We start from the raw sequence: 19,744 nt of genomic DNA on the forward strand, positions 1-19,744 counted from the left end.
GATGCAGACCCAACAACTCGCCGCGCTTGCACTGGCTCTGGCCGCGCTCGCATTGCTGCTGATCGCCGGCTTGGTGCTGGCGCGCGTGGCGGCAGCGCGGCGCAGCGAACGCACGCTGCGCAACGCACTCGACGAGCGCGCGTCGCAAAGCGCGGCGCTCGCGGCTGCCGCGGCACGTGGGGCAGAGGGCGCGCGGGGTGGTGCGAAGGGTGGCGCAAACGCTGCCGTGCGCAGCGCGCCGCCGGCGGGTTTCAAGGGCCTGCTCGAACGCTTCGTGCATACCGGGATTCGCTGGCTCGACACGCCGCTCGGCCGCCAGGTCGTCGCTGAAGAAGATCGCCGGCTGCTGGAGCAATGCGGCTTCGTGGATACGCGCACGCGCGGCCTGTTTCTGCTGGCGCGGCTGCTCGGCGCTCTGATGCTGCCGGTGCTTGCCGGCACGCTGGCGAGCGCCCATCTGGACGGATCCCGTTATGTGGCGCTGGTGATCATCGCCGTGATGGCGGGCTTCATGTTGCCGAAGTTCGTGTTGCAGCGGCGTGCCGGCAAGCGCCGTCGCGCGGTGGTCGACGAATTGCCTTTGCTGGTGGATTTGCTGCGTCTTCTGCAAGGCGTGGGTCTGTCGCTCGATCAGAGCTTGCAGGTGGTGGTCAACGATTTTCGCGGCATGCTGCCAGTGCTCGCCGGCGAACTCGAAATCGCGCAGCGCCAGTTCGCTGCCGGCCGCACGCGTGAGCAGTCGCTGAACCGGCTCGCGTCGAGTTACGACAACGAAGATCTGCGCGCCGTGGTGCGTTTGCTGGTGCAGGTCGACCGGCACGGCGGCGCCGTGCAGGAACCGCTCAAGCAGTTCGGCGACCGCCTGCGCGAGGCGCGCCGCGCGATGCTGCGCGAACGCATCGGCCGGCTCGCCGTGAAGATGACGGGCGTGATGATCGTCACGCTGCTGCCCGCGCTGATGATCGTCACGGCCGGACCCGGCGTGCTGGCTGTTCAGCATTCGCTGGGCAAGGTGAAGCACTAAGGATTTGCCATGACTCACAGTCTCTCATTCGATTCCGTCAAACCGGGCGCCCGTTGCGCGGCGGCGCTGGCCGCGTTGTCGCTGCTCGGCGCGTGCGCGTCCAAAGACGTCATGGGCTATGGCGTCGGGCCGCAGGCGGAACGCGCTGTAATGGCGCAGCAGGCCAGCAAGGATCCCGCGCCGGACACGCCCGGCATGTACCTCGGCCTGATCGATCAGATGCAATCGCAAGGGCTGTACTTTGCGTCGCTCGCGCATATCGACGCGTACGACAAGCGGTACGGCGCAAGCCCCGACTCGATTCTGCTGCGCGCCGACGCGCTGCGCAGGACCGATCAGCCGGCCGCCGCCGCGAACGCATACGGACAACTGCTGAAGACGCCGCTCGCCACGCGCGGCTACCGCGGCCTCGGTCTGATCGCGGGCGCGGCCGGCGACTTCGGGCGCGCCGCGCAGGAATTGCAGCAGGCCGTCCAGCTCGCGCCGACCGATGCGACGACGCTCTCGGACCTCGGCTATGCGCGATTGCGCGACGGCGATGTGGACGGCGCGCGCGTGCCGCTCATGAAGGCGGCGGAACTCGACCAGACCAATCCGAAGATCGTCAGCAACGTCGCGCTTTATCTGCTTGCCAATGGCAACCATGCGCAGGCGCTGGCGGTCATGAACCAGCAGAAGCTCGCGCCGGACGTGCGCGCCGCGATCCGCAGCGATGCGGCGAAGGTGGCCGCGGCGGCGCGCGCACAAACACGCGGTGCGCCGCCGCAACAAGACTCGGGTGCGCTCGGCGCGGGCGCGCGCACGGTCGCGAGCGCGCAGGGCATCGAGCCCGCGCCGCGTCTCTTACAGCGGTTCGCGCAGTGAGCGCGCGACGACCTCGTGGCGATGCATCAGGGAATCAGGGATTCAGGGAGCAGCAATGAGAAACACAACAACGAAGCGGGGCTGGAGCGCGTCGATGCCGTGCCGGTGGTTGGCAACGGCTGCGGCGGCCGGTGCGCTGCTGGGCGCGTCCGTCTCGGCCATGGCGCAGACGAGCGAAATGACCCCGGCCGATCAGAGCGCGCCGCCGGCAGTGCAAGCCAGCGAAGTGGGTCACGCGACCCGCGCATGGCGCGACCTGCAGAGCAGCAACACGGAAGCCGCGCCGGCGCTGCCGATGCTCGGCGCCGAAGCCGGGCTGGCCTACCGCCGCTACATGGAATCGTTCAAGAGCAAGATTCCCGATCTGTACGGCTCCGCGTTGAACGCGGGCAGCGGCGGCAATGGTGCGATGGCTGTCAACGGCGGGCTCGGTGGAAGCGGCGGCGGATCGAACTGACATGCGCCAATTGCCTTGCGCCATGACCCGTGCCGCGCGCCACGCGCATCCTCTGTGGATGCGGCGCGCGGGCGCGCGCCGTCAGCATGGCTCGGTCGCGGTGGTCGCGGTGATCTGGCTGAGCGTGGCGATCGCGGCGCTCGGCGCGCTCGACGTCGGCAACGTGTTTTTCGCGCGCCGGCAGTTGCAGCGCACGGCCGATCTGGCGGCGCTGGCGGCGGTCCAGATGATCGGCTCCACGGGCGGCTGCGCGACCGCTACCACGGCCGCGCAGCAGAACGCGGCGGCCAACGGTTTCACGGCCGGCGCCACCACGACGATCAATACGACCTGCGGCCGCTGGGATACCAGCAAGAGCACCTATTTCGGCACTAGCGGCAATCCGCTGAATGCAGTGCAGGTGACGACGACGCAGGTCGTGCCGTACTTCTTCGTCGGACCAAGCCGCAACGTTTCGGCGACGGCTACTGCGTTCGCTTCCAACATCGACGCGTTCTCGCTCGGCACCGGCATCGCGTCGATCAATACGCAGCAGTCGGCGCTGTTGGATGCGATTCTTGGCGGCTTGCTGAAAACCAGTGTGTCGCTGAGCGTGGGCGACACACAGAGCCTCGCGACTGCGCACATCAAGCTGCAGGATCTGATGGTGGCGCTCGGCGCCTCGACCATGCAAGGTTTGCTCGGCACCACTGTGAGCTTTCAGAAGTTGATGGTCGCCATGGTCACCGCGTTGCAGGCAGGCGGCGACACCATCAATGCATCGATTCTGCAGAAGGTGGCGGTGGCTATTCCAGGTGGGCAGAACATCACGATCGGCGACGGCGGTGCGACTTCGCCGGGGCTGCTCGCGCTCGGCCTTGCCACTCCGAACGCCGCGGCAACCGCGACGGTCAATGCGTTCGATGCGTTGCTGGTCGCCGCGCAGATCGCGCAGCGCAGTCCGGACGGAACACAGGGCAACGCGCCGGTGATCAATGTGGCGACGGGTCTCGCGGGCGTGGCGGGCATTTCGCTAAAGGTTATCAAGCCACCGGTGCTGGCGGTCGGCGAGGGCGGCATGTTGCCCAATGGGACGTATCGCACGATGGCGCGCACGGCGGTGGTGAACGCGAGCGTGAATCTGCTGCCGCTGACGTTCGCGCCAATCACCTTGAATCTTGGCATCGGCTCGATCAGCATTTCCGCCTTGAGTACACCGATCATGCTTTCGCTGACGAGCGCGCAGGGCACTGCCGCGCTCAGTTCGGTCGACTGCGAGTCGACCAAGGCAGCGACCAATGCCACGATTCTGGTGCAACCGAGCATCGCGACGGTCTGCGTGGGGGCGAATCCGGCTTGCGGCGGAACGATCAATGTCGCCGACGTTACGGTATGGACCCTGCCAACCGGCACGAACGAACTCACGAAAATTGCGATCAACGGAACGGAGCAATTGCCCTTGGCGCCGCCTTCGTCCCAGCCCGTTACGTTCAACGGCGCATTCGGCAGTTTCGATTCGTCGGTCACCATCAATTCCAATGCCGTTGGCAGCGATGCGTCGACGCTGACCGCGCAGCTACTCAAGGTGTTGCCCAACACACTACAGGTGACCGCCTTGGGACTCAATCTGACCGCGGTGATCCAGCCTTTGCTCTCCGCCCTTGCGCCGGTGCTGTCGGCTGCACTACAACCTGTCTTCTCGCTGCTCGACGCGGTGCTCGTGCCCACACTGTCCCTGCTCGGCGTTCAGGTCGGCACCGCCACGGTCCACAACATGTCGCTGACGTGCGGCGTTTCGCAACTGGTCAACTAGCCAATCCAAGATGAGAACCACCACCAAAATCGAGGAACTCGATATCTACGTCTGGGAGGGCAAGGCCGACATCGTCGACCGGGTCGCGCGCTGCATGGCGAGCTTCGATGTCGAAGTGATCCGTGCGGACGACATCGCGATCTCGCCCGAGCGGACCGCGCTGCGGCCGTCGCTTGCGATCATCAGCGTGTCGGTGATCGACAGCGGCGCGCTGATCCTGCGCGACTGGCAGGCCGCGCACGGCATTCCGGTGGTCTGGGTCGGCGCCGCGCCGCGCGAGCACGATCCGGCCGCCTATCCGTCCGAGTACTCGCATATTCTGCCGCTCGACTTCACCTGCGCCGAACTGCGCGGCATGGTCATGAAGCTCGTGCTGCAAATGCGCGCGCACAGCGCCAAGACGCACGAGTCCGATGCGATGATCGCCAACTCGGAGTGCATGCAGGCGCTGCTGCACGAAGTCGACACCTTCGCCGATTGCGACACAAGTGTGCTGGTGCACGGCGAAACCGGCGTCGGCAAGGAGCGCATCGCGCAACTGCTGCACGAAAAACATAGCCGCTACGGACAAGGCCCGTTTGTCGCGGTGAACTGCGGCGCGATTCCCGACGGCCTGTTCGAATCGCTGTTCTTCGGTCACTCGAAAGGCTCGTTCACCGGCGCGGTGGTTGCGCACAAAGGCTACTTCGAGCAAGCCGACGGTGGCACGCTGTTTCTCGACGAAATCGGCGATCTGCCGCTGTATCAGCAGGTCAAGCTGCTGCGCGTGCTCGAAGACAGCGCGGTCACGCGCATCGGTTCGGCGACGCCGGTCAAGCTCGATTTCCGGCTGGTGGCGGCGACCAACAAACTGCTGCCGCAACTGGTGAAGGACGGCACGTTTCGCGCCGACCTTTACTACCGGCTCGCGGTGATCGAATTGAAGATTCCGTCGCTGGAAGAGCGGGGCGCCGTCGACAAGATTGCGATCTTCAAGGCGTTCATCGCGCAGATCGTCGGCGCGGAGCGTCTCGCCGCGTTGCCCGATCTGCCGTATTGGCTCGCGGACGCTGTCGCCGATACGTATTTCCCCGGCAATGTGCGTGAGTTGCGCAATCTGGCCGAACGCATCGGCGTGACCGTGCGGCAAATCGGCGCGTGGGATGCGGCGCGCCTGCAACGGCTTCTCGCGCTCGCGCGCACCACTCAGCCGGTGCCGGCGGAGAGCGTGGCCGAGGTGCTGGTGGATCGCAGCAAATGGGACATGGCCGAGCGGAATCGCGTGCTCGCCGCGCTCGACGCAAACGGTTGGCGCCGCCAGGATACGGCGCTCTATCTCGGCATTAGCCGCAAGGTGTTATGGGAGAAAATGCGCAAGTATCAAATTTTCGACGAGGAGCCCGAAACGCGGGAAAGTGAGTAATAATGGGATGGTTGTACTAAAACAAAAAAACTGTTCGAGCATAAATTACATGGACCGAAAGTCGAAACTGCGACAGATTGCGCTTGCCGCATTGATCGCAATGGGCACGGCGCAAGGCGTCAATGCGCAAGCTCTGCAGAACAGCGGCGCGAGCGGCGGTGTCGTTTCCCAGCCAGGTACGACGGCCGCGTTGCCGGCTACCTCGCAGGCAGGACAGGCGCAGACTTCCGCCCTCACGTCGGACGAAGCGAAGCAGTCCGCAGCAGGTAACGTGGCGGAATTGCAGCAGATGATCCACGGGTCGGATCTAAGCGAATTGCGCACCACGTATAACGGCAGTTACGGCGCGAGCTTGCTGTTTTACGGCAAGGAAATGACGTACTACGTGGCGCTGTTCCAGCAGAAAAATTTCTGGCGTGTCATCAAGACGCAGGACGCGACACGTGCGGACATGATCTACAAGGATTTCGTGCGTCAGACGGTGCAACTGTCGGACGTCGAGATTCGCCGCACGCAACTCGAAGCGCAAAAAGCATTCACGGAGCGGATGATCGCGTTGCAGCAGGACAATGCGAACCGCTTGCAGGCGGACCTCGATGTCGCGCGTCAGCAGCAGAGCATCGTGGCGACCCAGCAGCAGCAAACTCGAGCCGAAGCGACGTCGCTGGCTCAGCAGAAGGCTTCCGCGCAGGATCAGCTGCGTGCCGCACAGCGCCAGGTGCGCGATCTGCAACGCCAGTTGGAAAGCGGGTTGCCCTCGCGCTGAGTGTGGCGGTCTAAAGGGCATCCGGTGGGCAGGGCGGCGCGGTGTTGACCGTTTCGCTCGGCTTCACCGCAACGATGGCTCGTTGTTCAACGACCTTCGTGCAATGCGCGTAGTTCGCGAGGCCCACGCGAACGCCGTTGCCGGTTCACGCACTCGCCGGATTTTCCAATTCCTGCAGTAGTAATAGCCACCCACGTTTATTTCACGCGTGTTCGCGTGAAGTCTCACGCGCGGCGCGCGAGTGGCTCGCCGCGCTTCTTCCCCATTGTTTTGCACGCGCACTAGCGGCAGCGCTTAACGCACCGCCTACGCGATGGCGATAGCGGCGGCCACGCTTTGGCTGCTGCTTCGTTTTCCCTGTGCTCCGCCAGCCGATAAAGCGGCCAGCTCTAATGCCGCTTCTTTCCCTCCGAAGCCCCCTCCTTGTCCGACGCGTGATGCGGGTCTCCCACATCGACGGCGATCGGATCGCTGGCGGGGAAGCTTTCCTCGAGCGCCTCGTCAAGACGGTTGTCGTCGGATTCGGCGGGCGCTTGCGTTGCCGCGGGAGGGGATTCGTGTTGCTTCTTGCTGGTCATGACGTGCTCCGTGAGAAGAGAGTCAGCAAGTCAGCATAGCGCAAAGCAGGCCTCGGCGAACATCGGCCGAACGGTCCAGGACCGTGCGCCGTAAGTGCCGCTGCAAACCCGCAAGCCGAACGATGCGCAAACCGAGGCGGGTTTATCAGCCGAAACTTAAAAACCATTGCGCATCAGCTCGTTTTCCGTGTGTCGACACAGTGCGGCGCGCAAAAGAAAAGCAGGCACTGGCTGCGTGGGCCGGTAGACCGCAACGCATGCCGCGAACCGGCAATATCGCGCTCGGGAGGGGCGCAACCAGAACCCGTGAACAACAAGGCAGCGAATAACATGAACCGGAAAAAAACCGCGTGCGCGTCGCAGCGCCTCAACGCGTCGCACGTCGTGGAAGCTGAGCTGGAACACCTGGATTGGGCAACGAAGCAACCGGCGCAGCGCTGGCTGGACGCCGTGTATTGGCGCCGCCGCGTGCTGGCGGTCAAATGCGGATTTGAACTGACAGACCTGCAGGTGATGCGTCTGGAGAAGATATTGCAGCGGCTCGGCCATTCGCCGGAGTAGCCGAGCGCCGCCGCGGCGGCTTACTCGCTGCCGCCATTACCGCCATGATTGCCGCCACCGTGGTTACCGCCGCCGTGGTTGCCACCGTCGCCGCCCGTGCCGAACAGACGCCGGCGGCGCGTAACGACCACGGGGCCGTCCGACGTACCGCTGCTTCGATCCGACGCAGGCCGGTCTGAAGACGGCGCGCCATACGACTCGCGCGGTTCACGCGGTTCGCGCGGCTCACGATGATCGCGCGGTTCACGCGAGCCGTGCGGGCCGCGCGTGGTGTGCTCGCCGTGCGCGGGACGCCCCGCGCGCGGAGCCGGACGCGTGCCGGTGTCGAGCTGGATCGTCGAGATCGCGCGCTTGTAGATGCCTTGCAGGCCGACAGGCGTGCGCAGCATCACCAGATACTGATCGAACGACTCGATGCACCCGGTCAGGCGGATGCCGTTGACAAGGTAAATCTCGACGCGCTTTCGTTCTTTGCGCGCAGCGTTCATGAAGTCGTTTTGCGGATGCGATTCTGCGGAAGCCATGGACAATTCAGGTTAGAAAGACGGTTGTTCGCCGCGATTCTACCCTGTGTGGGGGCGGAACGCGTCGGCGGGCGAACTGCGTCCACTATAACGGCTTGTGGGCGCATAAGCATCTGATAACTATTGACTGTAACGTTGAGTTACGAATCTGCGGATGAATGCCGCGTTCTTCCGCCACGCGCGGCCCTGCGCGGCGCGGATGGCGGAAAAAGATGGCGGGCGCGGTGTATCGGATGGAATAAAGCGCCGCCCGACCGCGTTATACCAGGCATGGCGACACTGCATCGTGCGCGTCGCCGATCGGCTTGTGCCGGCCGCACCGGATGTTCGGGCGCTCATCCGCAAGCTTCTCGCATGAGAGCCGAGTCAGGCGCGAAAGCGCCAGCTCTGACCGACAGGAGACTCACCATGAAAGTATCGCGCATCCTTTCCGCCGTTTTCGTTCTGCTGGCACTGGCGGGGGGAACCCTCGCGACGAGCGCGTGCACGTCCGCGACCGATAGCGGCGCCTCGAGTTCGAGCGGCGGCGGCAGCGGCGGCTACTGAGCGCCGCTCGCCGGGTGAATTTCGAAGCCGAAGTGATTTCGTGGCTCCCGCAGCTGCGCCGCTACGCGCGCGCACTGACGGGCGACCGCGCATGGGCCGACGACCTCGTACAGGATACGGCGGAGCGCGCGCTCGCCCGTTGGGCGGCGTTCCGGCCGGACAGCAATTTGCGCGCATGGCTCCTGACGATCCTGCGGCATCTCTACATTGATCAGCTGCGCGGCCGCCGCGAGATTGCCGTCGATGAAGAGAGCGCGCCCTGGCGCAATCTCGAAGCGCCGCAGGGCGAGGTCGACGGTCTTGTGCTGCGCGATCTGCAGCGCGCGTTGTATTGTCTGCCCGTCGAACAGCGTGAAGTGCTGTTGCTGGTCTGCGTGGAGGAGCTGTCTTACCAGGAAGCGTCGCGCGCGCTCGGCGTGCCGATCGGCACGGTGATGTCGCGGCTCTCCCGCGCGCGCGAACACATGCGCGCGTTGCTGACGGAGGGACCGGCGCAGGGGCCGGCGCGTAAAAGTCCACCGTTGAAAGTAGTGAGAAACCCGTGATGAACAGCGACGACTACGATTCCAGCTTGCCCGAAGGGCTCGATCTGCGAGCGCTGTCGGCGTATGTCGACGGTGAATTGCCAGGCGCGGAGCGTGCCGCGATCGAGGCGCAGCTGGCGCAGCATCCGCAGGCCGCCGCGCGCGTGGCCGCGTGGCGCGCGCAGAAAGCCGCGTTGCGCGTGCTGTGCGGCGCGCCGCAGCGCAGCGAGCGCGATGAGCGCAACGAGCGTCATGAACGCGAGGCGGCCGATGAACCGGCCTTCATCGTGCTGCGGCGCAGGACCGCCTGGTGGCAACGCGCGGGCGTCGCGGCCTGCTGGCTCGCGGCCGGCGCCGGGCTCGCGCTCGCCCTTGGGCCGCTCGCGCCGCGTCTGACCGGCGGCGCGTGGGACGGTCTCGGCGGCAGCCCGCCGAGTTTCGCCGAGCGCGCGGACATCGCTTATGCGGTGTACACGCCGGAGCGGCGTCATCCGGTGGAAGTCGCCGCGAACGAAGAAGAGCATCTGATCAACTGGCTCTCCAAACGGCTGAACCGGCCGCTCTCGGTACCGTCCTTGCAGGAATACGGCTACTCGCTGGTGGGCGGCCGGTTGTTGCCGGGCGAAGCGGGTCCGGCGGCGCAGTTCATGTACGAGAACACCAGCGGCGCGCGGCTCACGCTCTACGTCACCGGCATCTCGCGCGACGAAACCGCGTTCCGCCTGTTTCGCGACGGCAACCGCCGCACCTTCTACTGGGTCAGCGACGGCATGGGCTACGCGCTCTCCGGGCCGATCGCGGAAGGCAAGCTGCGCACGATCGCCATCGACGTGTGCAGCGCGCTCGGCGGCAAACCGGAGTCGTGGCAGTAGGGGCATGTGCGAGTCCGCTCCGCGCGACTGTCGTGTCGGTCGGCAGAGGCCGTGCAACACCCGGTAACAGCATCGGCGTGCGCTTGCGCCGCGCGGACGGAATAGCGTCGCGCGGCGCCGCGTTTACTTGTTGCTGGATCGTGCCTTTCCCGCGTGCGTACATGGCTACATGGCAAGGTCTTCAGCGAGACAAACGACGGTGTCTTCACGGTGCCGACACGTTTCTTGCGGCCGCAATGCCGGTGCGCGTCGGACAGCATAGAGGCAGCAAAATCATGCTCACATTTCATCAATTCGGCAGCGGGCTGTATTGCGGCTTAGCTTGTGTGTGCCTGTGCGCCGCGTGTGCGGCGCCGGTCGAGGCGCAAGCGGATGCGCCGGTGTGCCGGTTCGTGGCGGGGCAGGCGCAAATCGACGGCGTCATGCAGCAGATCACCGGCCGCGCGTGCCTGCAACCGGACGGCACATGGCAGATCGTCGAGGACGATGCCGCCGCGCAGGCCTTGGCGGATGGCCCGGTCTACTACTACGATCCATGGTATTGGGGGCCGCCGGTGGTGTTCGGGGTCGGCGTGTCGTTCGTGTTCGTCGACCGCTTTCATCATTTCCATCATATGGATCATGTGCGCTATGTGCATGGCGTGCACGGATCGTTCGGCGCGGGCGGACGCGGCGGTTGGCACGGCGCGGCGCCCATGCACACGTGGGGCGGCATGCCGCACGGCGGCGGAGGAATGCGCCGCTGACTCGCCGCCAATGACTCGTGCCGCTGACTCACCGCCGCGGATTCGCGCGGCGGCCAGGGAGACGCTTTGATTCGCAACTTGCCGCCAAAGGTGTCCGCCGCGCAGTTCGACCGCGCGCTCGCCGGTTGGCGTTCGATTGTCGGCGAGCCGCAGGTGGTGACCTCGGCGGACGGCCTCGCCGCGTATCTCGATCCGTTCGCGCCCGGCGAGCGCGAAGCGTTTTCGGCAAGTGCCGCCGTCTTGCCCGGCTCCGTCGATGAAATCCGCGCGGTGCTGCGCATTGCCAATCAATTTCGCATTCCGCTGTGGACCGTTTCGACCGGACGCAACTTCGCGTATGGCGGCGCCGCGCCGCGTCTTGCCGGTTCGGTCGTGCTCGATCTGCACAGGATGAACCGCATCATCGAAGTGAACGAGGCCATGGCGTACGCGCTGGTCGAGCCGGGCGTCAGCTACTTCGATCTGTACGCGCATCTGCGCGACAAGGGCTACAAGCTGTGGGTCGATCCGCCCGCGGCCGGTTGGGGCAGCGTGGTCGGCAATACGCTCGAACGCGGCTTCGGCTATACCGCGTACGGCGATCACGCGGCGTCGCAGTGCGGCATGGAAGTGGTGCTCGCCAACGGCGATGTGTTGCGCACGGGCATGGGCGGGATCGAAATCGGCACCGCGTGGCAGTTGTACCAGCCGGGTTACGGGCCGTCGTTCGACGCGATGTTCATGCAGTCGAATTACGGCATCGTCACCAAGCTCGGCGTCTGGCTGATGCCCGCGCCGCCCGCTTATCTGCTCGGCGAAATCCAGTTTCAACACGAAGCGGATCTCGAAGCGATCGTGGAGATCTTGCGGCCTTTGCGGCTCGATGAAACGATCCGCAATCACGCGGTGATCGAAGGCGGTTTGCGCCGCGCGGCCGGCTTGTCGGCGCGCGCGCAGTGGTATGACGGACCGGGGGCGATGCCCGGAAGCGCGGTGGACGCGATGCTCGAGAAGCTGAATGTGGGCCGCTGGAATCTGCATTACGCGCTTTACGGTACGCCTGAATCGATCGACGCGCGCCATGCGATCGTTCAGCGCGCGTTTGCGCGCATACCGCGGGCGCGCTTTCTGGCGGCGCGCTACGCGGGCGACGCGCAGCCCACGGCGGGCGGCGACCGCAACCTCGCCGGCATTCCGGCGATGAGCGCGTTTCGCATGCTCGACTGGCGCGGCGGCGCGGGCGCGCACGTGGACTTCGCGCCGGTGTGTCCCGCGACCGGGCGCGACGCGTTGCGTCAATACACGATGGTCAAGGCACGCGCCGCGGAATACGGCTTCGATTACTACGGCGGTTTTACGGCGGGCGTGCGCCATCTGCATCACATTTTCGCGGCGATCTTCGACCGCGACGACGCGAACCAGGTCGAGCAGGCCGGCGCGCTATTGCGCTCGCTGATGAGCGACGCGCGCGCGGCGGGCTACGGCGAATACCGCGCGCATCTCGCGTATATGGATTTTGCCGCGGCCCAGTACAGCTTCAACGACGGCGCGTTGCTGCGGTTCTCGGAAACGATCAAGGACGCGCTCGACCCGAACGGCATTCTCGCGCCGGGCAAGCAGGGCATCTGGCCGGCGGCGTGGCGCGACCGGCGCGGCTATACCTGAGGGCGCGGCCGCAAACGAGGCATGACGACAGGAGCAGTGCATGGACCGGCGCACTTTCATGATGATCGGCGCTTGCCTCTCGACCGCGGCAGGCAGCGCGTGGCCGTGGCTCGCGCATGCGGCGGCGCGTGGCAATACGGTGGCGGTGGTCGACTCCACGTTGGCGTACGGCGCCGCATTCGTCGGCTATGCAGCACACCGGCGGTTGCCCGTGTTCGAAACCGGCGACGATATCGGCGCGCTTTGGTACACGACACTTGCACCGCTGCTTTGCGCAACGCCGACACGTACACCCACACCTACGCCCACGTTCCTGTCGGTTTCGCTAATCGGCCTCACGCGCGCGTCCGACTACTTCGTGCTGAACCAACTCGCTAAAAGCGCGGGACAGGTGATCGAACACGAACACAGTCACGAGCAAAGCGCCGGCTCGGACAGGCAGCATGGTCACGTCGCATTTGCATTCGCCTTCGCGCCGCGCGTATTGCACGAGAGTTAGAAGCTGTACGCCTTGTTCTTCGGATCGAAGGTCGAGTCGTCGAATGTTTTCGGTGTGATGGTTTCGAACACGATCTTCTCGAAGATCTTGCCGTCGTTGTCATAAGACTCGACGGTGCGGAAATACGGATGCCGCAGGTCGAGGCCGAGCGTTTCTTTCTTCGCGTAGAACTGCGGCTGGCCGGTCGGCGTTTCGAAGGTGAAGGCCACCACGCGCACGCCGTCGACCGTCTTGACTTCCACCAGGGTCGAACGCGGCAAGCCGGCCTCGATGTATTTCTTGCCTTCGCTGAGGTACTGGTTTGCGATGTATTCCGTGCCGAGATCGCGCACCTGATGATTCGATTGCGCGCGGGCGAGGGCGCCGGTCAGCGAGGTCCACACCGGCATCACGTTCATGATGCCGCCCAGATGCCCGTACATCTCATCGGTCCGTTTGGATTCGTCGTAGATGATTTCCTGGCCGGCGTGCGCGCCGTCGGGCAGCCACTTCGCGTAGATGCGCAACGGGTCGTGCGCGACGCGCACCAGCATGTGATCGGGCTTGTCGGGCCATTGGCCGTGAATGCGTTCCGAACGCGCCATGGTGAACTCGTACGACGGGTAGCCGTTCGGCCCTTCCTTGATATAGCGCGGCAACGCGAGTGGATCGAGCGACTGGAACAGCGCGACCAGTTGCGCGTCACTGAGTTTTTCCATCGCGCCGCTTTGTTGCGCGGCGCGCAGCCACTTGACCTGCTGATCCAGCGTCAGCTTGCCGACCTGCGCGGAGGGCGTGGACGGCGCCTTGACGGTGCTGGCGCTGTCGAGCGCGGGCGGCGTGTCGTCGTTTTGCGCGAATGCGACCGGCGTGGCGAGTGCGGCCGCGCCCGCCACGAGCGCCGCGATCAGGAGCTTGCGCGACGGCACGCTATGCAACGATGCGCGCAAGCGTGTGAATAAGTCCGCACGCAAACCAGCGGTCCGCAGCGACGAAAGCGACGAAAGCAACAAACCGGCGAGGCGCATGAAGACGGGCGTGCGGCGTGATCGTGCGGACAGGCGGTGCTTCATGAATCTCTCCGAAAGGTGACGCGAAGCGCCTTCCCTGTCAGGCAGGCTTTTGCTTCGCGAGTTCCTCGTCGCGCAGGGCGCGGCGCAGAATCTTGCCGACATTGGTTTGCGGCAGCTCGTCGCGGAACTCGACGAGCTTCGGCACCTTGTAGCCGGTCAGGTTCTTGCGGCAGTGGGCGATCACCTGTTCCGCCGTCAGGGAGGGATTGCGCTTGACGATGAATACCTTCACCCGTTCGCCCTGCGCGGCGTCGGGCACGCCGATTGCGGCGACTTCGCGCACGTCCGGAAGCGCCGCGATCACGTCTTCCACTTCATTCGGATAGACGTTGAAGCCCGATACCAGAATCATGTCCTTCTTGCGGTCGATCAGCCGAATAAAGCCGCGCGAATCCATCACGCCGATGTCGCCGGTGGCGAGCCAGCCGTCGTCGTCGATCACCTTGGCGGTTTCTTCCGGACGATTCCAGTAGCCTTTCATCACCTGGGGTCCCTTCACGCACAATTCGCCCGCCTCGCCGATGTTCGCCCAATGGCCGTCGTCCTTCCTGAAACGCACTTGCGTGGACGGCGCGGGCAACCCGATCGAACCTTCGAAGTCACGCATATTGGAGAGGTCGACCGGATTCATCGACACGATCGGCGAGCATTCCGTGAGCCCGTAGCCTTCGATGATCGGCTTGCCGGTCACCGCCTTGAAGCGCTCGGCCACTGACTTCTGCGTGGCCATGCCGCCCGCCATCGCCAGCTTGAGATCGGAGAAGTCGCGCTTGCAGAATTCCTCGTTGTCGAGGAACGCGTTATAGAGCGTGTTCACGGCGGTCATGCCGGTGAATTTCTCGTGACGGATGATCATCATCACGCGCTTCATGTCGCGCGGATTGGCGATCAGAATGTTGCGCCCGCCCAATCCCATGAAGATCAGCGCGTTCACCGTCAACGAATAGATGTGGTACAGCGGCAGCGGCGTGAGCACTGTTTCGACCTCGCCGGTCAGTTGGCCTTCTGACCACGCCTTGGCCTGCAAGAGATTCGCAATGATGTTCCTGTGCGTGAGCATCGCGCCCTTGGCGACGCCGGTCGTGCCGCCTGTGTACTGCAGGAACGCGATGTCGTCGTGGGTGGGCCGCACGGGCGTCAACGGCCGCGAGTAGCCCGTCGAAAGCGCTTCGAGCAGTGGCACCGCTTTGGGCAGGTTGTACGCGGGCACCATCTTCTTCACGTGCCGCAGCATGAAATTGAGCAGACGTCCCTTCAGATTCAGGCCGTCGGCGAGCAGATCGCCGAGTCCCGTCACGATCACGTTCTGCACTTTGGTGCCGGGCAGCGCGTCTTCGACCGTCTTCGCGAAGTTCTCGAACACGATGATGGTTTGCGCGCCGCTGTCCTTCAACTGATGCGCGAGTTCGCGCACCGTATAGAGCGGATTCACGTTGACCACCACGCCGCCGGCCTTCAGTACGCCGAACAGCGAGACCGGATACTGGAACGTATTCGGCAACATGATCGCGACGCGTTCGCCCGGCTTCACGCCGATGCTCTGCAGATACGCGGCGAACGCGGTGGCCTTGCGGCCGAGTTCACCGTAGGTCATGCTCGCGCCCACGCTCACATACGCGACACGCTCGCGGAACTGCGCGATGCATTCGTCGAAGAACTGTACGACCGATTCGTATTTCGACACGTCGATTTCACGCGGCACATCCGCCGGATAGGACGCGTACCAGATGCCGTCGGTGTTGGGCGCGTGAGCCTGTGTGAAAGCAGGCGCCGGGTTGGCCGCGTTCGGCGCCCCCGGTTCGCCGCCGGGCGCAAGCGTGGTTTGAGTGGGCTGGGTCATGGTCGTCTCCTGAAGCTGTGGCTTCATCTCTTTGTGTGCCGGCCCGGTGGCCGGTCATCGAAGCAATCAACGCGAGTGTGGCAGCGTGTGAAGCAAAAACATGCGGCGAAGCAAACACTGAAACGCATCTCGTGCTCAGCGTTCGAGAATCGCGACCACCCCCTGGCCGCCCGCCGCGCAGATCGAAATCAGCCCGCGCGCGGTGCCGGCCGGTTTGTCGAGTTGCGCGAGCATTTTCGCGAGGCCGGCGACGATGCGTCCACCCGTCGCCGCGAATGGATGGCCTGTGGCCAGCGAGCTGCCGTTCACATTCAATTTTGCCCGATCGATCGCGCCGAGCGGGCCCGGCAAGCCGAGCTGCGTGCGGCAATACTCGTCATCCTGCCATGCCGCGAGCGTACACAACACCTGGGCGGCAAAGGCTTCGTGGATTTCGTACAGATCGAAGTCCTGCAACGTGAGCCCGGCGCGCGCCAGCATGCGCGGCACGGCGTAGGCGGGCGCCATCAGCAGGCCTTCTTTCTTGTCGAAGAAGTCGACGGCGGCGGTTTCGGACCAGCTCAGGTACGCGAGCACCGGCAGTCCGTGACGCGCGGCCCATTCTTCACTCGCGAGCAGCACGGCGGAAGCGCCGTCGGTGAGCGGCGTCGAATTGCCCGCGGTCAGCGTGCCGGCGTCGCGATCGAATACCGGTTTCAGGCTAGCAAGTTTTTCGAGCGTGAGGTCGGAGCGCAGATTGTTGTCGCGCGCGAGACCGCGGTACGGCGTCATCAGATCGTTGACGAAACCGCGCGCATACGCCTCCGTGAGCTTGCGGTGGCTGTCGTAGGCGAGCACGTCCTGGGCCTCGCGGGAGATGTTCCAGCGCTTGGCCATCAGTTCGCAATGCTCGCCCATCGAAAGGCCCGTGCGCGGTTCGCCGTTACGCGGCAGAAGCGGCTTGAAAAACATGCCGGGCCGCAGCTTGCTCAGCGCGCTGACGCGTTGCCCGGTGCTCCTGCCGCGATTGGCTTCAAGCAGGATCTTGCGCATCCGCTCGTTGACGCCGATCGGCGCATCGGAGGTCGTATCGACGCCGCCCGCGATGCCCGCTTCGATCTGCCCCAAGGCGATCTTGTTGGCGACGAGAATGGCCGCCTCGAGTCCGGTGCCGCAGGCCTGTTGCACATCGTAAGCGGGCGTTTCTTTGGCAAGCGTGGTGGACAGCACGGATTCGCGCGTCAGATTGAAGTCGCGCGAATGCTTGATGACGGCGCCCGCGGCGACTTCGCCCAGACGTTCGCCGTGCAGGTTATAGCGGTCGATCAGCCCTTGGAGCGTGAAGGTCAGCATGTCCTGATTCGACGCGGTCGCGTAGGCGGTATTCGAGCGGGCAAACGGAATCCGGTTGCCCCCGACGATGGCGACTCGGCGTACGGCTGGCAGCGGGTTGGACATGCTCGGCTCCTTCGGGTCGTTCCCTGAGTATTGAATAATGCGAATGGTCTAACAATGGTCTGACGGCCGGTCGCGACGGTCCTGATTCAACAACGATTCAGCCGCCCGCAATTCCACGATTCCACGATTCCACGACTCGACGCACGACGCGCGCACCTCATTGCAACCTCCACTGCATGCGGCCGCGCAAGTGCGGTTTCTGCCCCGCGATATCGCGCACCTCGATGTCGCGTTCGATCAGCGAAGGCGACGCGCTCCACAGCGACGCCTCGCCGGGCAGCAGCATCGGCAGTTTGAATTCGGCGCTGAGGGTGGCTTCCGCAAGCGGCTTCGGCGGTTGCAACGCGGAGGCGGCGCGCGCCAGTGTCCACATGCCATGCGCGATCGCGCGCGGAAAGCCGAAGGCCTTCGCGGACAGCGCGCTCAGATGGATCGGGTTGTAGTCGCCGGACACGCTCGCGTAGTCGCGGCCCAACTGCGACGCGAGTTGCCAGCGCGCGATGCGTTGCAGCGCAACGGCGCCGGCTTCGAGCGGATCGAGCACGCTGCCGCTCGCCGGCATGCCGCGTTTCAGATAGACGCTGTCGCCGTCCCAAACCGCTTCGCCGCGCCGGTACATGCGCGTATGCAGCACGAACGCCTGGCCTTTGTCGTGGCGCAGCAGCGCGCCGAATTCCACCTCGACGCGCAGCATCTCCTTGTAGGCGAGCGGCCGGCGCAGACGCACATGATTGGCCAGATGCACGAGCCCGAGCGCCGGCCATGGAAACGCCGGGTCGGTCAGCATCAGCAGATGCAAGGGAAAGGCGAGCAGATGCGGATACGTGAGCGGCACGCCGTGCTCGGGGATGAAACCGCACACGCGCGCGTAACGCCAGATCGGCCCCGGCTCGAGCGCGACGGCGGGTCGCACGAGCCGCAGCGGCGGCAGATGCGTCTCGCGTCCGCGTTTGACGAGCCCGGACAACGCGCGCGCATAGAGCTTGGCGGGCGCGGGCAAGGTCTCGATCACGACGGTCTTGGGCCGCACCGCATCCGGCCGCGCCGGGTTCGATAGAGGACTGCCGTCGAACGGATCACCGGGCTCAGCCATGGTCACGCTCCAATCAGGCTTTGTCCGCACACGCGCACGATCTGGCCGCTCACGCCGGCCGACCCCGGATGGGCGAGCCACGCGATGGTCTGCGCGACGTCGACCGGCTGGCCGCCCTGGCTCATGGAATTCATGCGGCGTCCGGCTTCGCGGATGGTCATCGGAATCTTCGCGGTCATCTGCGTTTCGATGAAGCCGGGCGCGACCGCGTTGATCGTGATGCCGCGCGCACGCAGATGCGGCGCCATGCTCTGCACGCGGCCGATCACGCCGGCCTTCGACGCGGCGTAGTTGGTCTGGCCGAGATTGCCGGCAATGCCGCTGATCGACGACACGCCGATGATCCGGCCGCCGTCGCGCAGAATGCCGGCGGCGAGCAGGGCGTCGTCGATCCGCTCCTGCGCGGACAGGTTGATGTCGATCACGCTTTGCCACGCGGCCTCGGTCATCTTCGCGATGGTTTTGTCCTTCGTGATGCCGGCGTTATGCACGACGATATCCACGCCCTGTTCGTCGAGCGCGGCCGCGATCTGCGCGGGCGCTTCGGGTGCGGCGATATCGAAGGCGAGGGCGGTGCCGTTCAACTGGCGCATGGTTGCGTCGAGCGCGTCGCGGGCCGTCGGGATGTCGATGCCGATCACGTGCGCGCCTTCGGCGGCGAGCACGCTCGCAATCGAGGCGCCGATGCCGCGCGCCGCGCCGGTCACGACGGCGCGCCGGCCCGCGAGCGGTTGCTGCCAATCGAAGGTGGGTGCTGTCTCGTCGCCCGCGCCGGCGGCGACGCGCACGACCTGGCCCGACACATAGGCCGAGCGCGGCGACAGAAAGAACCGCAATGTCGCTTCCACCCGATTTTCCGCGCCTCGCTCCACGTACACGAGATTCGCGGTGATGCCGCGCCGCGCTTCCTTGCCGAGCGAACGCGTGAAGCCTTCGAGCGCCCGTTGCGCGGTCCATTGACGCGGCGTCGCGCAGCTCTCCGGCGGCCGTCCCAGCACGATGATGCGGCCGCACTTGCCGAGCGAGCGCAGCGTGTCGTGAAAGAAGCCGTGCAAGGGTTCGAGCTGGGTGCTGTCTTCGATGCCGCTCGCGTCGAACAGCAGGGCCGCGAGTTTGCCTTGCGAACCGGAGTCGGCCGCTTCGAAGCGGCCTGTCATGAGGCCGTGGCGGTTGGCGAGCGGCACCCACAGGCCGGCGCTTTCATGCGCGACGCTCGTTACGCCGATGCTCGCCACGAGGCTCGCGAGCGCGTCGAGCAGATGCGGTTCGCGGCCCGCGCCGAGCGCGACCAGTCCGCCGAACTCGGGCTGATCCGCGCGATAGCGGCGCAGCACCTCGGGCTTCGGCAGGCCGACCGAGCGCGCGAGGCGCGCGCCGAACGGCGAGTTGACGAAGTTCAGATAAGAGTCGTTCATATTATTAGTCGCTCCGCTGGCCACGCCCGAGGGAAGTGCCCTTTAGGGACGCCCCGCAGCAAGTCTCTCTGAGGGACGTCGAACGTGTGTCAGTGTGCACCGAGTTCG

20 protein-coding genes are annotated in these 19,744 nt (G+C 65.3%); 13 read left to right on the plus strand and 7 right to left on the minus strand.

Annotated elements, in window-relative coordinates; translation table 11 throughout:
• The first annotated feature begins 1 nt into the window (after position 1).
• The 6 genes from B0G73_RS28930 to B0G73_RS28955 are packed head-to-tail and all read left to right on the plus strand — an operon-like array spanning position 2 to position 6,305.
• Positions 2-1,024, plus strand: a complete 1,023-nt coding sequence (locus B0G73_RS28930) for a type II secretion system F family protein (RefSeq protein WP_106284589.1) — start codon at positions 2-4, stop codon at positions 1,022-1,024.
• Positions 1,025-1,033: 9 nt separating this feature from the next.
• Positions 1,034-1,888 carry a tetratricopeptide repeat protein gene (locus B0G73_RS28935; protein WP_106284590.1) on the plus strand — a complete coding sequence of 285 codons (855 nt, stop codon included), beginning with the start codon at positions 1,034-1,036 and terminating at the stop codon, positions 1,886-1,888.
• Positions 1,889-1,943: 55 nt separating this feature from the next.
• On the plus strand, positions 1,944-2,345 hold the full coding sequence (locus B0G73_RS28940; RefSeq protein ID WP_106284591.1) for a DUF3613 domain-containing protein: 402 nt from the start codon (positions 1,944-1,946) through the stop codon (positions 2,343-2,345).
• Position 2,346: 1 nt separating this feature from the next.
• Entirely contained in the window at positions 2,347-4,137 is a 1,791-nt protein-coding gene (locus B0G73_RS28945; protein WP_106284592.1) for a TadG family pilus assembly protein, read from the plus strand.
• A gap of 10 nt (positions 4,138-4,147) precedes the next feature.
• Complete coding sequence (locus B0G73_RS28950; protein ID WP_106284593.1) at positions 4,148-5,539, plus strand: sigma 54-interacting transcriptional regulator; 1,392 nt, start codon at positions 4,148-4,150, stop codon at positions 5,537-5,539.
• A gap of 49 nt (positions 5,540-5,588) precedes the next feature.
• Positions 5,589-6,305, plus strand: a complete 717-nt coding sequence (locus tag B0G73_RS28955; protein WP_106284594.1) for a DUF2968 domain-containing protein — start codon at positions 5,589-5,591, stop codon at positions 6,303-6,305.
• Positions 6,306-6,694: 389 nt separating this feature from the next.
• Here B0G73_RS28955 and B0G73_RS28960 read toward each other — a convergent pair whose 3' ends face one another.
• A complete protein-coding gene (locus B0G73_RS28960; protein WP_106284595.1) occupies positions 6,695-6,883 on the minus strand; it encodes a hypothetical protein in 189 nt (62 codons plus the stop codon).
• Positions 6,884-7,213: 330 nt separating this feature from the next.
• On the opposite strand from B0G73_RS28960, the gene B0G73_RS28965 reads away from it, so the two are divergent.
• Entirely contained in the window at positions 7,214-7,444 is a 231-nt protein-coding gene (locus B0G73_RS28965) for a hypothetical protein (RefSeq protein WP_106284596.1), read from the plus strand.
• Between the two features lie 20 nt (positions 7,445-7,464).
• Here the strand turns inward: B0G73_RS28965 and hfq are convergent, their stop codons facing one another.
• The gene (hfq, locus tag B0G73_RS28970; RefSeq protein ID WP_106284597.1) at positions 7,465-7,968 is read right to left on the minus strand and encodes an RNA chaperone Hfq; all 504 of its coding nucleotides are present in this window, start codon (positions 7,966-7,968) and stop codon (positions 7,465-7,467) included.
• A 408-nt stretch (positions 7,969-8,376) separates the two neighbouring features.
• On the opposite strand from hfq, the gene B0G73_RS40695 reads away from it, so the two are divergent.
• From B0G73_RS40695 to B0G73_RS29000, 6 genes are all read left to right on the plus strand, one after another.
• Positions 8,377-8,514: a hypothetical protein gene (locus tag B0G73_RS40695; RefSeq protein WP_166679092.1), complete on the plus strand. Its 138-nt coding sequence runs from the start codon at positions 8,377-8,379 to the stop codon at positions 8,512-8,514.
• 14 nt (positions 8,515-8,528) lie between these two features.
• A complete protein-coding gene (locus B0G73_RS28980) occupies positions 8,529-9,059 on the plus strand; it encodes a sigma-70 family RNA polymerase sigma factor (protein ID WP_106284599.1) in 531 nt (176 codons plus the stop codon).
• The gene (locus B0G73_RS28985) at positions 9,059-9,910 is read left to right on the plus strand and encodes an anti-sigma factor (protein WP_106284600.1); all 852 of its coding nucleotides are present in this window, start codon (positions 9,059-9,061) and stop codon (positions 9,908-9,910) included. Before B0G73_RS28980 ends, B0G73_RS28985 begins: the two co-directional genes overlap by 1 nt.
• 275 nt (positions 9,911-10,185) lie before the next feature.
• Complete coding sequence (locus B0G73_RS28990) at positions 10,186-10,656, plus strand: hypothetical protein (protein WP_106284625.1); 471 nt, start codon at positions 10,186-10,188, stop codon at positions 10,654-10,656.
• A gap of 66 nt (positions 10,657-10,722) precedes the next feature.
• Complete coding sequence (locus B0G73_RS28995) at positions 10,723-12,300, plus strand: FAD-binding oxidoreductase (protein ID WP_106284601.1); 1,578 nt, start codon at positions 10,723-10,725, stop codon at positions 12,298-12,300.
• Between the two features lie 40 nt (positions 12,301-12,340).
• Positions 12,341-12,799 (plus strand): hypothetical protein, encoded by a 459-nt coding sequence (locus B0G73_RS29000; RefSeq protein WP_106284602.1) that lies wholly within the window; start codon positions 12,341-12,343, stop codon positions 12,797-12,799.
• Here B0G73_RS29000 and B0G73_RS29005 read toward each other — a convergent pair.
• From B0G73_RS29005 to B0G73_RS29025, 5 genes are all read right to left on the minus strand, one after another.
• Positions 12,796-13,851 (minus strand): DUF1571 domain-containing protein, encoded by a 1,056-nt coding sequence (locus tag B0G73_RS29005; protein ID WP_106284603.1) that lies wholly within the window; start codon positions 13,849-13,851, stop codon positions 12,796-12,798. The two genes, B0G73_RS29000 and B0G73_RS29005, sit on opposite strands and share 4 nt — an antisense overlap.
• Before the next feature lie 37 nt (positions 13,852-13,888).
• Entirely contained in the window at positions 13,889-15,691 is a 1,803-nt protein-coding gene (locus B0G73_RS29010; RefSeq protein WP_106284604.1) for an AMP-binding protein, read from the minus strand.
• Between the two features lie 135 nt (positions 15,692-15,826).
• Entirely contained in the window at positions 15,827-17,128 is a 1,302-nt protein-coding gene (locus tag B0G73_RS29015) for an acetyl-CoA C-acetyltransferase (RefSeq protein ID WP_106284605.1), read from the minus strand.
• A 157-nt stretch (positions 17,129-17,285) separates the two neighbouring features.
• Positions 17,286-18,221 carry a MaoC family dehydratase gene (locus B0G73_RS29020; RefSeq protein ID WP_106284606.1) on the minus strand — a complete coding sequence of 312 codons (936 nt, stop codon included), beginning with the start codon at positions 18,219-18,221 and terminating at the stop codon, positions 17,286-17,288.
• A gap of 2 nt (positions 18,222-18,223) precedes the next feature.
• The gene (locus B0G73_RS29025; protein WP_106284607.1) at positions 18,224-19,636 is read right to left on the minus strand and encodes a 3-oxoacyl-ACP reductase; all 1,413 of its coding nucleotides are present in this window, start codon (positions 19,634-19,636) and stop codon (positions 18,224-18,226) included.
• Positions 19,637-19,744 lie beyond the last annotated feature (108 nt).

The organism is Paraburkholderia sp. BL25I1N1, assembly GCF_003002025.1.
In the GTDB taxonomy this organism is placed as follows: Bacteria; Pseudomonadota; Gammaproteobacteria; order Burkholderiales; family Burkholderiaceae; genus Paraburkholderia.

Bases quoted from the DNA above. Each gene is read 5' to 3' on its own strand.
- B0G73_RS28950 (WP_106284593.1), top strand. From the start codon at position 4,148: ATGAGAACCACCACCAAAATCGAGGAACTCGATATCTACGTCTGGGAG.
- B0G73_RS28940 (WP_106284591.1), top strand. From the start codon at position 1,944: ATGAGAAACACAACAACGAAGCGGGGCTGGAGCGCGTCGATGCCGTGC.
- B0G73_RS28985 (WP_106284600.1), top strand. From the start codon at position 9,059: ATGAACAGCGACGACTACGATTCCAGCTTGCCCGAAGGGCTCGATCTG.
- B0G73_RS28945 (WP_106284592.1), top strand. From the start codon at position 2,347: ATGCGCCAATTGCCTTGCGCCATGACCCGTGCCGCGCGCCACGCGCAT.
- B0G73_RS28960 (WP_106284595.1), bottom strand. From the start codon at position 6,883: ATGACCAGCAAGAAGCAACACGAATCCCCTCCCGCGGCAACGCAAGCG.
- B0G73_RS28965 (WP_106284596.1), top strand. From the start codon at position 7,214: ATGAACCGGAAAAAAACCGCGTGCGCGTCGCAGCGCCTCAACGCGTCG.
- B0G73_RS28935 (WP_106284590.1), top strand. From the start codon at position 1,034: ATGACTCACAGTCTCTCATTCGATTCCGTCAAACCGGGCGCCCGTTGC.
- B0G73_RS29020 (WP_106284606.1), bottom strand. From the start codon at position 18,221: ATGGCTGAGCCCGGTGATCCGTTCGACGGCAGTCCTCTATCGAACCCG.
- B0G73_RS29005 (WP_106284603.1), bottom strand. From the start codon at position 13,851: ATGAAGCACCGCCTGTCCGCACGATCACGCCGCACGCCCGTCTTCATG.
- B0G73_RS29000 (WP_106284602.1), top strand. From the start codon at position 12,341: ATGGACCGGCGCACTTTCATGATGATCGGCGCTTGCCTCTCGACCGCG.
- B0G73_RS29025 (WP_106284607.1), bottom strand. From the start codon at position 19,636: ATGAACGACTCTTATCTGAACTTCGTCAACTCGCCGTTCGGCGCGCGC.
- B0G73_RS28955 (WP_106284594.1), top strand. From the start codon at position 5,589: ATGGACCGAAAGTCGAAACTGCGACAGATTGCGCTTGCCGCATTGATC.
- B0G73_RS28930 (WP_106284589.1), top strand. From the start codon at position 2: ATGCAGACCCAACAACTCGCCGCGCTTGCACTGGCTCTGGCCGCGCTC.
- B0G73_RS40695 (WP_166679092.1), top strand. From the start codon at position 8,377: ATGAAAGTATCGCGCATCCTTTCCGCCGTTTTCGTTCTGCTGGCACTG.
- B0G73_RS29015 (WP_106284605.1), bottom strand. From the start codon at position 17,128: ATGTCCAACCCGCTGCCAGCCGTACGCCGAGTCGCCATCGTCGGGGGC.
- hfq (WP_106284597.1), bottom strand. From the start codon at position 7,968: ATGGCTTCCGCAGAATCGCATCCGCAAAACGACTTCATGAACGCTGCG.
- B0G73_RS29010 (WP_106284604.1), bottom strand. From the start codon at position 15,691: ATGACCCAGCCCACTCAAACCACGCTTGCGCCCGGCGGCGAACCGGGG.
- B0G73_RS28990 (WP_106284625.1), top strand. From the start codon at position 10,186: ATGCTCACATTTCATCAATTCGGCAGCGGGCTGTATTGCGGCTTAGCT.